13 protein-coding genes are annotated in these 13447 nt (G+C 70.4%); 6 read left to right on the forward strand and 7 right to left on the reverse strand.

The features are described from left to right. The first annotated feature begins 4 nt into the window (after nt 1-4). The gene (locus G6G98_RS03865; protein ID WP_164233653.1) at nt 5-1363 is read left to right on the forward strand and encodes a flavin monoamine oxidase family protein; all 1359 of its coding nucleotides are present in this window, start codon (nt 5-7) and stop codon (nt 1361-1363) included. 21 nt (nt 1364-1384) lie between these two features. Here G6G98_RS03865 and G6G98_RS03870 read toward each other — a convergent pair whose 3' ends face one another. From G6G98_RS03870 to G6G98_RS03885, 4 genes are all read right to left on the reverse strand, one after another. Beyond that, entirely contained in the window at nt 1385-3439 is a 2055-nt protein-coding gene (locus G6G98_RS03870) for a PhoX family protein (RefSeq protein ID WP_208321417.1), read from the reverse strand. Between the two features lie 85 nt (nt 3440-3524). Beyond that, complete coding sequence (locus tag G6G98_RS03875) at nt 3525-4559, reverse strand: TIGR00730 family Rossman fold protein (RefSeq protein WP_067351017.1); 1035 nt, start codon at nt 4557-4559, stop codon at nt 3525-3527. 97 nt (nt 4560-4656) lie between these two features. Continuing rightward, nucleotides 4657-6414 carry a proline--tRNA ligase gene (locus tag G6G98_RS03880; protein WP_164233652.1) on the reverse strand — a complete coding sequence of 586 codons (1758 nt, stop codon included), beginning with the start codon at nt 6412-6414 and terminating at the stop codon, nt 4657-4659. A 42-nt stretch (nt 6415-6456) separates the two neighbouring features. After that, nucleotides 6457-7227: an isocitrate lyase/PEP mutase family protein gene (locus G6G98_RS03885; protein WP_067351010.1), complete on the reverse strand. Its 771-nt coding sequence runs from the start codon at nt 7225-7227 to the stop codon at nt 6457-6459. A gap of 171 nt (nt 7228-7398) precedes the next feature. Here G6G98_RS03885 and G6G98_RS03890 point away from each other — a divergent pair, with 171 nt between their 5' ends. After that, complete coding sequence (locus G6G98_RS03890) at nt 7399-7902, forward strand: DUF222 domain-containing protein (RefSeq protein WP_164233651.1); 504 nt, start codon at nt 7399-7401, stop codon at nt 7900-7902. A 128-nt stretch (nt 7903-8030) separates the two neighbouring features. On the opposite strand, the gene G6G98_RS03895 is transcribed toward G6G98_RS03890, so the two are convergent. Continuing rightward, complete coding sequence (locus G6G98_RS03895; RefSeq protein ID WP_164233650.1) at nt 8031-8180, reverse strand: hypothetical protein; 150 nt, start codon at nt 8178-8180, stop codon at nt 8031-8033. A gap of 540 nt (nt 8181-8720) precedes the next feature. On the opposite strand from G6G98_RS03895, the gene G6G98_RS03900 reads away from it, so the two are divergent. Genes G6G98_RS03900 through G6G98_RS03915 form a run of 4 tightly spaced genes read left to right on the forward strand, consistent with a single transcriptional unit; the run spans nt 8721 to nt 12159 of the window. Then, on the forward strand, nt 8721-10142 hold the full coding sequence (locus G6G98_RS03900; RefSeq protein ID WP_164233649.1) for an RNB domain-containing ribonuclease: 1422 nt from the start codon (nt 8721-8723) through the stop codon (nt 10140-10142). Then, on the forward strand, nt 10139-10837 hold the full coding sequence (locus G6G98_RS03905) for a nucleotidyltransferase domain-containing protein (RefSeq protein WP_164233648.1): 699 nt from the start codon (nt 10139-10141) through the stop codon (nt 10835-10837). The genes G6G98_RS03900 and G6G98_RS03905 overlap by 4 nt, the downstream gene beginning before the upstream one ends. A 60-nt stretch (nt 10838-10897) precedes the next feature. Next, on the forward strand, nt 10898-11815 hold the full coding sequence (locus tag G6G98_RS03910; protein WP_164233647.1) for a hypothetical protein: 918 nt from the start codon (nt 10898-10900) through the stop codon (nt 11813-11815). Next, nucleotides 11812-12159 carry a GntR family transcriptional regulator gene (locus tag G6G98_RS03915; protein WP_164233646.1) on the forward strand — a complete coding sequence of 116 codons (348 nt, stop codon included), beginning with the start codon at nt 11812-11814 and terminating at the stop codon, nt 12157-12159. The genes G6G98_RS03910 and G6G98_RS03915 overlap by 4 nt, the downstream gene beginning before the upstream one ends. 18 nt (nt 12160-12177) lie before the next feature. On the opposite strand, the gene G6G98_RS03920 is transcribed toward G6G98_RS03915, so the two are convergent. Beyond that, nucleotides 12178-13044, reverse strand: coding sequence for a hypothetical protein (locus tag G6G98_RS03920; RefSeq protein ID WP_164233645.1), 867 nt, complete (start codon nt 13042-13044; stop codon nt 12178-12180). A 55-nt stretch (nt 13045-13099) separates the two neighbouring features. Continuing rightward, the gene (locus G6G98_RS03925) at nt 13100-13432 is read right to left on the reverse strand and encodes a nuclear transport factor 2 family protein (protein WP_164233644.1); all 333 of its coding nucleotides are present in this window, start codon (nt 13430-13432) and stop codon (nt 13100-13102) included. Nucleotides 13433-13447 lie beyond the last annotated feature (15 nt).

Consider the following 13447-nt stretch of genomic DNA (forward strand, 5'->3'; position numbering starts at 1 on the left):
CAGCGTGACGAGGTTCGACACGATCGTGATCGGCGCCGGCATCTCCGGTGCGACGGCGGCGCGGATGCTGGCGGATGCCGGGCAGAGGGTGGTCGTGCTGGAGGCGCGCGACCGGGTCGGCGGGCGCATGCACACGGATCGGTCTGCCGGGTTCCCCGTGGACCTCGGCGCGTCCTGGATCCACGGTATCGACGGCTCTCCGCTGTGGGATCTCGTGCAGGCGCTCAGCATCCCGACCCTGGAGTACACCGTCGGCAGCTTCCAGGTCGGCGGGCGCCCGATGGCGCATTTCGACGGCGACGGCAGGCCGATGGATGACGCGGCCGCCGCCCGGTGGGCGGACGACGTCGACGCGGTGGACCGCCTGCTCCTGGAGGAGGTCGCCGTCTCCTCGCCCGGTGACACCTACCTCGATGCGACCGAGCGCGCACTCGACCGCTCCGGGCTGGAGCCGGAGCGCATCGACGAGATCCGGGAGTTCTTCCGGCACCGGGTCGAGGAGCAGTGCGGCGCCTGGATCGGGGACCTCGACGCGCACGGGCTCGACGAGGACGCGATCGACGGCGACGAGGTGATCTTCCCTCGCGGCTACGACGAGCTCCCGCGCCGCATGGCGGCCGGACTGGACATCCGGCTCGGGCACGTGGTGTCCCGCGTGATGAGATCCGCCGAGGGCCTCGTCGTCACCACCGATCACGGGGATCTCCTCGCCGGCCAGGTGGTCGTGACGGTTCCGCTCGGCGTGCTGAAGGCGGAGACGATCGTGTTCGACCCTCCCCTGCCCGAAGAGGTGGCCGGCCCCATCGCGAGACTCGGCATGGGCGTGTTCAACAAGGTCTTCCTGCAGTTCCCCGAGCGCTTCTGGCGAGAGGAGGACTATGTCCTCCGTGCGCTCGGCGAGGCCGGCGAGCACTGGCACTCCTGGTACGACGTCTCGGCCGTCAGCGGACGCCCCACGCTGCTGACCTTCGCGGCCGGCCCCCTCGGCCGCCGGATGCAGACGCTCCCGGACGCGGAGATCGTCGAGAGCGCCGTCGCGGCGCTCCGCCGCCTGTACGGCGACGCGGTCGGCGATCCGGTGGCGCACTGGATCACCCGCTGGGGCGATGACCCGCACTCCGTCGGCTCGTACTCCCACCTCGCCGTCGGGTCGTCGCATCACGACCACGACGCGCTCGCCGGTCCCGTCGACGGAGTGCTGCACTTCGCCGGTGAGGCGACCTGGGGCGAGGAGCCCGCCACCGTCGGCGCCGCGTATTACTCCGGGCACCGCGCCGCCGAGCGGATCCTCGGCAGGCCCGTGGATCTCGGGGCGTTCGCCGCCGGCCTCCTCGCACGCGAGACGGGCGCCCAGGAGTCCTGAGCGCCCGTCTCGGAACGCGGGTCAGGCGCGATACACCTGCACGACCGCCGGCCGCGGCGCACCGGGAACGTCGCCGGGAGCCGTCGAGCCGTAGTCGGGGAACAGCGAGTTCGGCGCCTCGAAGGTGCCGTCCTCACCCGGGTGCTGCACGGCGACGAAGACGAGGCCTTCCTTGTCGTGGATGACCGGGCCGCAGGTCTCGGCGTCGCGCGGGACGGCGAGGAACTGCTGCACGTGCCCGCGCTCGGAGCCCGTGAGCGGGACCTTGAAGAGCCCGTCGTTGCGGCCGATGGTGCTCGGGGCGCCGTCCGTCGAGATCCACAGGTTGCCCTCGGAGTCGAAGGCGACGTTGTCCGGGCAGGAGATCGGCGAGACGAGCTCCTTCGGGAATCCGGCGAAGTACGCGTTCTCGAAGGTGGCGGGGTCGCCGCAGAGCAGCAGGATGCTCCAGCCGAAGGTCGTTCCTGCCTGTCCGGCGGTCTCGGTGAGCTCCACGACGTGGCCGTAGCGGTTGCCGGTGACGGGGTTGACCTCGTCGACGGCGCTGCGCCGGGAGTTGTTGGTGAGCGCCACGTAGACCTTGCCGGTCAGCGGGTTGGGCTGCACGTCCTCGGGGCGGTCCATCTTCGTCGCACCGACGGCGTCCGCGGCGAGGCGGGTGTAGACCAGTACCTGCTCGGTGGTGAAACCGGGCACGACGCTCTTCCCGCCCTGGGTCAGCGGGACCCACGTGCCGGTGCCGTCGAAGGCGCCGTCGGACGGCAGCGCGCCGGTGCCGGTGATCTCCGCTGCCGGCGAGTTGCCGGTGAACTTCGCGACGTAGAGGTCTCCCTCGCTGAGCAGGTTCAGGTTCTTCTTGCGCGAACCGGAGATGCGGTTCTTCGAGACGAACTTGTACAGGTAGTCGTTGCGCTCGTCATCGCCCATGTACGCGACGACGCGGCCGTCCTCGGCGACGTGCACGTTGGCACCCTCGTGCTTGAAGCGTCCCATGGCGGTGTGCTTGCGGGGGGTGGACGTCGGGTCCTGCGGGTCGATCTCGACGATGTACCCGAAGCGGTTCGGCTCGTTGACGTAGTCGGGGTTGTGCGCGTCGAAGCGGGGGTCGTAGGTCTCCCAGCCCGTCGAGGTCGACGTGGTGCTCGAGCCGGAGTAGCGCTTCTGCTCGGCGGTGTCCGCCGCCCAGGCGAAATACCCGTTGAAGTTCTCCTCGCCGGAGAGGATGGTGCCCCACGGCGTGGTGCCACCGGCGCAGTTGCCGAGGGTGCCGTGGACCCAGCGCCCCTCGGGGTCGGCGGCCGTCTTGACGAGGTCGGAACCCGCGGCCGGTCCGGTGAGCTCGAACACCGTCTCGACGGTGATCCGGCGGTTGCGGCGACCGTCCACGACGTACGACCACGGCTCGCCGACCCTGCGGCGGCTGATGTCGACGACCGACATGCCCTGCGCGGCCTTGTAGATGTCTCCGCGGCGGCGGAGCTCGGCGGCATCCGTCGTCGCGGGGAACATGAGGTTCGGGTTGACGTACTCGTGGTTGTTCACGAGGACGCCCGTCTTGCCGCTCGGGTCGGCGACGATGTCGAGGTAGTCGCTGTTGTAGCCGAACTGCTCGGCCTGCGCCTCAGGGGTCTGGCCGGCGAGGTCGAAGGCGGGCGTGCGGGAGAAGAGCGGGTCGCCCCAGCGGATGATGGGCTTCCAGGTGAATCCGTCAGGGACGGTGACGGCGTCGACGTCGGCCGGCACCGAGGCGATCGGGCCGAACGAGAGACCGGCGTTGCCCGGCTTCCCCAGGGAGACGCCGAGATCGCCCGCACCCGCGGCGGCCGGCGCGGAGACGGGCGCCTGGCGGCCGGCGCCGACCGCGATGGCGACGGCGGCAGCCGCACCGAGGCCGAAGAGCGCCCGGCGCGAGAACACGGCAGAGGCGATCGAACGGAAGTCCTCGTTCGCGGAGGTGTTGCACTCCGGGCCGAGACACGCGTTCGCGCACTTGAGCTGGCACGTCACGGCGGAGCGCTTGCCGCGCACATGGTCTGCCATGGGGAGCGGGCGGCGGATGGGATCGGTCAGCGTCATCGGGTCCTCCTCGTCGGGATGCTGCGCAGGTCAGCTTCGTCCCGTCAGGTGACGCGCGCGTGAACGCGGTCTGAACCCTTCGCGATCACCCGGCGGACGGCAGGGCGTTGATCGCGCCGATGAGCCGGAAGAGGCTGCCGACCTTGCGCTGCTCGAGGTGCAGCACGAGACGCGGCAGGTGAAGCGCGTCCCCGTCGGCGACCTCGGGCTGCCGCGGCTCGCTGCGCTCGATGCGGCCTGAGGCGAGCATGCCGCCGAATCGCTCGTTCAGCTCGTCGAGCTCGGCGTCCGTCGGCGGCACTCGCAGCCGCAGCACCAGCGTGTCCCCCACCCAGCGCAGCGAATCGTAGTTGTGCCAGAAGCCGGTGATCTCCGCGGTCGCCTTCTCGACCGAGTCGGTGATCAGCACGCGGTCGAAGTCGCCCGGGGAGATCACGCCGGTCGGGGTGAGATCCTCGTCGATGAATCTCTTCAGCCCCGTCCAGAACGTTCCGCCCTCCTGGTCGAGCAGCACGATCGGCATCGGCTCCGCCTTGCCGGTCTGCTGCAGGGTCAGCAGCTCGAACATCTCGTCGAGCGTGCCGAACCCTCCCGGGAGGCAGATGAAGCCGCGGGACTCCTTCATCAGCATGAGCTTGCGGGTGAAGAAGTACTTCATCGCCACGACGTTGTCCTGCACTGCAGCCACGCCGTTCGCCTTCTCCTCGAACGGGAGGCGGATGGAGACGCCGAGCGACAGCGCCGGCCCTGCGCCCTCCGCGGCCGCCTGCATGATGCCTGGGCCGGCACCGGTGACCACCATCCACCCGTCCGTCGCGAGCGCCGCGGCGACATCGCGGGCCTGACGGTAGAGCGGATCGTCCTGCAGCGTGCGCGCCGACCCGAACACGGTGACCTTGGGCACATCGCGGTACGGCGCGAACAGGCGGAAGGCGTCCCTCATCTCCGCCAGCGCCGCCGACGCGATCTTCAGGTCGAGCCGGTCGGTGCGGTCCTCGCCGAGGAGGATGGCGGTGCGCAGCATCCGCATCACCAGTCGCCGATCCTCGACCACGCCGGCTTCGTCCAGCACGGCGTTGATCTCGGCGCTCAGGGCCTCTGGCAGGGATTCGTCGATCATGTCCCCAGCGTCGCATGCGGCGAGCGCGGGAGCCGCCCCGCAACGCCGCCGGCCGCCGGCGGGCGGCGGCGGGGGCCCCCGGCGGGGGGCGATGCGGTCAGCGTCGCGCGAGGCGCTCGATCGCGTCGGCGAGAGAGACGGCGTCGCGCTCGCCCGTGCTGCGGTCCCACAGCTCGACCTGCCCGTCGGCCGCGCCGCGCCCGACGATGACGATCTTCGGGACGCCGACGAGCTCGGCGTCGCCGAACTTCACACCGGGCGACACCTTGGGACGGTCGTCGTAGAGGACGTCGAGCCCGGCGGCCTCGAGCTGCGCCGAGAGGTCGGCGGCGACATCGAAGGCGACCTGGTCGCGGCCTGCGGCGACGACATGGACGTCGAACGGGGCGACGGACGCCGGCCAGATGAGGCCCTTGTCGTCGTTGTTGAGCTCGGCGATGATCGCGAGGATGCGGGTGACGCCGATGCCGTACGAACCCATTGTGACGGTGACGAGCTTGCCGTTCTCGTCGAGGACCTTCAGCCCGAGCGTCTCTGCGAAGAAGCGGCCCAGCTGGAAGACGTGGCCGATCTCCATCCCGCGGGCGAGCTCCACGGGGCCGGAGCCGTCCGGGGCCGGATCGCCGGGGCGGACGTCCGCGATCTCGGCGATGCCGTCGGCGAAGAAGTCGCGTCCGGCGACGACGGAGTGCGCGTGCTTCTCGTCGATGTTCGCGCCGGTGATCCAGCTGGTGCCCTCGCTGACGCGGGGGTCGACCAGGTAGCGGATGCCGGTGGCCGACTCCTCCCCGAGGACGGCGCCCGTCGGGGACCAGGGCCCGATGTACCCCTTCACCAGGAGGGGATTGTTCTCGAAGTCCTCCGCGGTCGCCGTCTCGACCTCGGCCGGCGCGAACGCGACCTCGGCGCGCTTCTCGTCGACCTCGCGGTCACCCGGGATGCCGACGACGACGAGCTCGCGGGTGCCGTCGAGATGCGTCAGCGCGAGCACGACGTTCTTCAGCGTGTCGGCGGCGGTGAACTCCCCCTCGAGGTTCGCGTTGCAGTGCGCGACCAGCGTCTCGATGGTCGGAGTGTCCGGAGAATCGAAGACGACGGGTGCCGCGTCGGCGTCGAACGGCACCGGCGCCGGAACCGCGGTCGAGAAGGCCTCGACGTTCGCGGCGTACCCACCGGCGCTGCGGACGAAGGTGTCCTCCCCGACCGGGGTCGGGTGCAGGAACTCCTCGCTGCGGGCGCCGCCCATCAGACCGTTGTCGGCGTTGACGATGACGTACTCGAGGCCCAGGCGCTGGAAGATGCGCTCGTAGGCGTCGCGCTGCGCCTGGTAGCTGGCCTCGAGGCCGGCATCCGACGAGTCGAAGGAATAGGCGTCCTTCATCGTGAACTCGCGGCCGCGGAGGAGCCCGGCGCGGGGACGCGCCTCATCGCGGTACTTGTCCTGGATCTGGTAGATCGTGAGCGGCAGGTCCTTGTACGAGGAGTACAGGTCCTTCACGAGCAGGGTGAACATCTCCTCGTGCGTCGGCGCGAGAAGGTAGTCGGCGCCCTTGCGGTCCTGGAGGCGGAAGATGCCGTCGCCATAGGACTCCCAGCGACCGGAGAGCTCGTACGGCTCGCGCGGCAGCAGCGCAGGGAAGTGCACCTCCTGCGCGCCGGCGTTCGACATCTCGTCGCGGATGATCGCCTCGATGCGCGCCTTCACCTTCAGACCCAGCGGCAGCCAGGTGAACACTCCTGGGGCGGCACGGCGGATGTAGCCGGCGCGGACCAGCAGCCGATGGCTGGTGACCTCTGCGTCAGCAGGGTCTTCGCGGAGGGTGCGGAGGAAGAAGTTGGAGAGACGAGTGACCACGGGCCAAGTCTAGTGAACCGCGGTCACCCGTCCCCCGCGGGCTCAGTTGAGCGCGGGCAGCCCCGACGGGATCACGCCACCGGCGTACAGGCTCGCGGCGAGCTCCTGCGTCGCGGTCAGCGCGACGCGCTGCGGGAGCGGCCCGTACGAGATGCGGGCGACGCCGAGCGATTCGTACTCGGTGGCGGTGAGAGCGCCCGGCAGGCCGATCACGCTGACCTTGCCGACGCCGATGCCGTCGACCAGCTGACGGGTGATGTTCGCGTCCAGGATGCCGGGGACGAAGACCGCCGTCGCGCCGGCGTCGATGAAGGCGCGCCCACGCTGGATCGCATCGGCGACGCTCTCCTTCACGGGGCGTCCCCCGCCACGGACGAACGCGTCGGTGCGCGCGTTGAGTGCGAACGGCACGCCCTCGGCCGCCGCGGCCTTGACGATGGCCTCGACCGCGGCCACGGACTCGTCCAGCGGCTTCAGGCGGTCCTCGACGTTCGCGCCGACGACGCCGGCTCCGATGGCGAGGCGGGTGGTCTCCCCCGCGTCCCCATAGCCGTCGTCGAGGTCGGCGGTCACCGGCACATCGACGGATGCCGCGATGCGCCCGACCATGTCGATCATGACATCGCGCGGCGTGCTGCCGTCGGAGTAGCCGAAGGAGGCGGCGATGCCGTGGCCAGCGGTCGCGATGGCCTTGGTCTCCGGGAGCGCGGCCACGGCCTTGGCGGACACGACGTCCCAGACGTTCACGACGCGGAGGATCTCGGGGGCTTCGTAGAGGTCGATGAGGCGCTGGGCCTTGGCTGCAATCGTCATGGATCCACGCTAACCCGCCACGCCGGGAGCGGGGTCGCGCGGGTGTAACACGGCCTGTTCCGCGCCGGGTGGCAAGCATGGTCTGTTTTCTTCGCTGATCTGGGGTGGGAATGTCGGTGGCCCCTGGTTTCATAGGGGTATGACGGCACGGCGGACGCGACCATCGAGCAGGTGGACGCGTTGGGTGCGCTCACGGATTCGATCGTGGAGATGGACCGGACGATCAGCATGCTGCAGGCCGCCCGGGACGGGATGCTCGCCGTCGGCGCCCGTCTCGCCCTGCAGGTCGCGGAGGAGGCCGGGCATGAGGACTTCGGGGACCTGACGACCCGGGCGGTCGCGGCCGAGTTCGCAGCCGCGTTGCGGGTCAGTGACCGGACGGTGCAGCGCCGGATGAGCGAGGCGTCGTTCCTGGTGGAGCGGTTCCCGCGCGTGTGGCAGGCGCAGGGCGCCGGGCGGATCAGCGCCGATCTCGCCCGGTCATCCTCGACGCCGGTGAGCACCTCGACGATCCCGCGGACCGTGACGCGTACGCGGCGCAGATGGTGGGGTTCGCTGCGGCGGAGTCCCCGAACCGGACGGCGCGGATGGCACGCAGGGTCGCGGAGCGCTTCCAGTCGAAACCGGTGGATGACCGACACGAGGGCGCCCGGGAGGACCGGCGCGCCTGGGTGAGAGACCACCCCGACGGGATGGCTGAATTCTCCGTGTTCGGTCCAGCCGCGCTCGTGCACGGCGCCCACGACCGGATCACCGGCATGGCCAAGAGCCTCCAGGGTGCTCCGGATGCCGATGGCCGGGATTCAGTCGCCGGTCCCGACCTGCGCACGATCGATCAGCTGCGCTGCGACCTCGCCCTCGACCTGCTGCTCTCCGGCGCCCGGCCGGGCACGCAACCCCGACGGGCTCCTCTCCCAGATCACCGGGCAGGTGTCGATCACTGTCCCGGTCACCACTCTGATGGGGGCGGGTACGGCCTCGGCGGAGCTGGACGGCCGCACCCCGATCGACACCGCCACTGCGAAACAGCTCGCCGGGGCGGCATCCGGGTGGAATCGCATCCTCACCCACCCGATCACCGGGGGCGATCCTGGCCGTCGACCGGTACCGGCCGTCCGCCGACCTGAAACGCCACCTGCAGGCGCGGGACCAGCGCTGCCGGTTCCCCGGCTGCGGCCAGGCCGCCCGGGACAGCGACCTCGACCACACCACGGATGCCGCCCACGGCGGCCCCACCACGGCATCCAACCTCGGCGTCCTCTGCCGACGCCACCATGTCCTGAAACACCACAGTCCGTGGCAGGTCGAGCACCTCGACAGCGGCGTGTTCGCCTGGACCAGCCCCACCGGCAAGACCCACATCGACCGGCCCCCACCCCTGAACACCGTCACCTTCACCCACGACCAGCCCCCGCCCTTCTGAAGGGCCGTGGTCGCGCGGATCGCTTGTTCGCATCCCGCCGAGGACGAGTCGGCCCGCATAGTGTGGATCCATGCCTCAGCGCCGCTCGCATGTCGCCCCCTCCGCCGCTCAGACAGAACTCGCCGCCGCGCTGGCGACACTGCGGGAGGATCTCGGGACGCCGGTCGAGTTCCCACAGGCGGTGACCGAAGAAGCATCCGCGTCGTCTCCCGCCGAGCCCGAGCTGGACCTGCGCCACATTCCCTTCGCGACCCTTGATCCGCTGGGCTCCCGAGACCTTGACCAGGCATTCCAGCTGGAGCGGGACGGCGAGGGGTACACGGTGAGATATGCGATCGCGGATGTCCCCGCCTTCGTGGCTCCCGGCGGCGCGGTCGACGCCGAGGCGCGCCGACGGGGGCAGACGCTGTACGCGGCCGACGGCAGGATTCCCCTGCATCCGCCCGTCCTGAGCGAGGACCGCGCCTCGCTGCTCCCCGATGTCGACCGGCCGGCTCTGGTCTGGACGTTCGCACTGGACTCGGCCGGCGCCGTGGGTGACTTCCGTCTGGAGCGCGCTCTGATCCGTTCCCGCGCGCGGCTCGACTACAGCACGGTGCAGGCGGAACTCGATCACGGCGAGGACGGACCCGCCGCGCTCCTCCCGGAGATCGGCGCGCTGCGCCTCGAGCAGGAGCGGCTGCGGGGCGGCGCAAGCCTCAACGTGCCGGATGAGGAGGTTGTGCGAGCGCCGGACGGGACGTACGCGATCGTGCGCCGGCATCCGCTGGCCGTCGAGGACTGGAACGCGCAGCTCTCCCTGATGACCGGCATGGCCGCAGCCACGCTGATGCTCGACGCGGGCGTGGGAATCCTGCGTACGATGCCCCAGCCCGACGAGGAGGCGTTCGAGACGTTCCGACATCAGACCGAGGCGCTCGCCCGGCCATGGACGACCGGCCGGTACGGCGACTACCTGCGCGCGCTGGACCGGTCGGATCCGCTCACGCTCCCGGTGCTCGAGGCAGCCGCGACCCTGTTCCGCGGGGCCGGATACCTCGCCTTCGACGGCTCCGCACCCCGGGACGCGGAACAGGCGGCGATCGGAGCACCCTACGCGCATGCGACCGCTCCCCTGCGCCGCCTCGTCGACCGCTGGTCTCTGGCGATCTGCCTCGCCGTGTCCCGGGGCGAGGAGGTGCCCAGCTGGGCACGGGATTCCCTTCCGGAGCTCCCGTCGCTCATGGAGGCCTCCGGACAGCGGGCGTCGAGACTCGACTCGGCGACGATCAACTGCGTCGAAGCTGCGCTGCTCACGCCGCTCGTCGGATCGGAGGTCGAGGCCACGATCATCGACCTCCGCGGCGAGCGCGCCACGATCCAGATCGCCGAGCCGGCGGTGACGGCCTCCGCCCCGGTTCCCGCGGGAGCGGCTCCCGGTTCGGTCGTCCGTCTGAAGGTGCTCCGCGCGGACATCGCACGCGGCGAAGTCGAGTTCGGACCCGTCGCATGAACCCACAAGAAGCTGCGATCGTCGAAAGGTTCATCACCACCGGATACCCGCGTTCTACGATGGCCGTCGTCGCCGGCAGCACGGCGCGCGGTGAACGCACCGGGACGAGCGACATCGATCTCCTGCTCCTGGGGGACCATCTGTTCGACGAAACCGGAAAGACCAGCGAAGCGTCGACGCATTCCTTCGAGGGCGAGATCTTCGAGGTCTTCGCCTACACCCCTGAGGGATTCCGGGAGTGGGCCGAGCGCGGCATCGCACAGCATCGGCCCGTGATCGTGCACATGCTGGTCGAGGGCATCGCCGTGCGGGACGATGGGCGACTCGACGGATTCCGCCGCGACTGGGGTGCTGTCCTCGACGCCGGCCCGTCGCTCGGCGCCACGGAATCGACGTTCCGCCGGTACGTCATCACCGACGTGCTCGACGATCTCAGGGACGCGACCGATCCGCTGGAGCAGCGCGCCGTGGCATCCGTCCTGTTCGAGCGGATCGCCGAGCTCATTCTCCTCACGGAGCATCGCTGGATCGCGACGGGCAAGTGGCTGCCGCGCCGGCTGCGCGCGCTGAGCGCCGACCGCACCGAGCAGCTCAGCGCGCCGCTGCTCGCGGGCGACTACAGCGCCTTCGCTGACCGCGTCGAGGAAGAGCTGGAGCGCGCGGGTGGCCGGGTGCAGGCCGGGTTCGTGCGCTGACCACATCCGCTCACAAGCCGATCTCGAGAATGTGCCACTCGAGTAGTACAATTCGTATCAGTGGCTCGATACATTCACGGGGGTGCGATGTTCCACTTCTTCATCGTCTGGGGTCCGGTCGTCATGGCCGCCGTTCTCGCCGTCCTCATCCGGCTCACGGTTCTGAGACGAGCCCCCCGATTGAGCGCGGCACACGCGACCCTGACCGTGGCCGCAGGCGCGCTGCCTGCCCTCGCCATCGTCGCACCGAGATACACCGCCTTCCAGGGGCCCATCATGGACCTCACGACTCGCGCGGTCCTCCCCCTCGCACTCGGGGTGATCTCCGTCCTCTTCCTCATCGTCCCGCTCCCCACGCGGCGCAGACCGCGGACCGCGCAGCTGACCCGCCGCACGATCCGCGGCTTCCTCCGCCCGGTATGGCCGATCGCGCTCCTCAGCCTCACGGCAACGGTCGCCGCCGTCTCCGTCTCCGCGGGGCTGGCCTCCCGCCCCGACGATCTGGGTCACTACACCTTGTACTGGATCAGGATCGGGACCGAGGGGATGGAGGCAGGAGCCGGGATCTACGGCTGGCACTACTCGCTTCCGTCGCTGGTGACCCTGGTGGTTCTCCTCGCCGTCACGTTCTGCGCCTGGCTGCTGATCCCCCGTCCCGCCTGGCGGGACGACATCGAGCAGGATGCCGCGGAACGGCGCCTCCGAGCAGCGAACATCGGCCGCGTCTCCTGCGCCGCCGTCCTCGCGCACCTCGCCGTCGTCCTGCAGTCGCTGCGCGGCACGGCCACACTGGTCGGTTCCACCCAGACGGAGGAGCTCGGGCTGGTGACCGCCGGCACGTCGTTCGCCGCGATCGGCCCGGCATTGCATTGGGCGAGCGCGATCGCGTTCACTCTGGGGCTCGCGCTCTGGCTGGTCGTCGCCATCTGCCCCGTCCCTGCGTTCGCCCTCCGCCCCTCCGGAGCGCGGACGACATGATCATCACGATCTCCCCTCTCGGCGGGACCGCCGCGGAACAGGTCCACAGCCAGCTTCGCGGCCTCATCACCGCCGGAAAGCTCGCGGCAGACGAACGGCTGCCATCGGTGCGGCAGCTCGCGACGGATCTCGGCATCGCACCCGGCACCGTCGCCAAGGCCTACCGGCAGCTCGAAGAGGAGGGACTCGTCACCTCACGGGTGGGCGCGGGCACACGAGTGAGCAGGACGGCGAGCACCGTCGCCCAGGACGTCGCGGATGCCGCCCGCGGATTCGCATCCGCTGCGCAGCGGTCCGGGCTGACGCGGGCGGACGCCGAACGGGTGCTGCGTGCGATGTGGTGATCGTGGGCTGACGACCCCTCAGCCGGCGGGCACCGCGCTGGTCGTCATGACGAGCAGCTGAGGGTCGCTGAGATCCAGGTTCACCGTGATCGAGGCGAACTCAGACAGCGAGCGCACGTGGGTGCCACCGCAGAGGATCTCGGCCGTGCCCTCCGGGAGCTCGCACCGCCAGCTGCGACGATCCACGATCGTCGGGCCCTGCGTGACGATCGTGCTCGCGGAGCCGTCGGCGACCCATGCGGCCAGCTGCTCGTTGATCGCCCTCTCGCGGTCGGAGAGAGTCGCGGCGAACGTCTCAGTGTCGAAGCCCGCCTTGCGCAGGCTCTTGCCGAGCCGGTACTCGTCGACGGCGCCGTTCTCGTGGATCCGGCTGGACTGGTTGGCCCTCCCCTCGAAGTCCGGGTTGCCCAGCGCGTCGACCCCCGGGTCCTTGCGCCAGAGGTCCGCCACAGCGAGATCGAGTGCGAGCGAGGCGAGGTGGCAGGCGGTGTGACCGCGACTCAGGCCGGCGCGCTTCTCCGCATCGACGGCCAGGGACACGGCAGCCCCCTGAGCGAGCCACTCCGGCGCCTGGCCGTCGAGCCGGTGGCCGACCAGCCAGGTCCAGCCTTCGGCACCCCGCTTCACCGGGATGTCCGAACCGACGGCGAACTCACCGCCTTCCGAGGATGCCGCCATCACGGCCTCGGTCACGACCGCCGACGAGCCGTCGACCGAGATCGTCCCGGAGTCACCGGGCTGATCCGGCCAGGTGTGGTCGACCGGATGGAACGGCGTCGCGTCGACGACGACCACTGCACCCTCGACGGAAGCCTCGATGCGCAGCACGATGCCGTCGCCCTCGAGGGCTCCGTGGGCGAAGGACACGGTCGTGGAGGTGAACATGGGTCTCCCTGGATCGAAGAGCGCGCGTCGCGCGGCTCGGGTTGCGAAGCGTCGCTCAGTGCGACGGCGGGATGGTGAAGCTGGCGAGACGGTCGCCGGACACCACGAGGATGCCGTCGGATTCGCCGTTGAAGACGCGGCTGGACCAGGCGAAGCGGATGCGGGTGGTGTCACCCTCCGTCGAGGCGGAGAGCACGATCATCTTCGCGCCAGCGCCGATCGCATCGCTGTCAGCCCAGGCGCGCACGCCCTCAGGCCCCGCCTTGACGGTGCCCCAGTCGCTCACGAAACCCTCGGGCGTGAACGCCGCCACGAACGCCTCGGTGTCGCCGTCGTTGATCGCGTCGACCATCGCCTGGACAGGCGCGGGAACGTCCGGTGCGGTCATCGTCGTCTCCTCGGT

The sequence above is a fragment of the Microbacterium hydrocarbonoxydans genome (assembly GCF_011752045.1).
Taxonomy (GTDB): Bacteria; Actinomycetota; Actinomycetes; order Actinomycetales; family Microbacteriaceae; genus Microbacterium.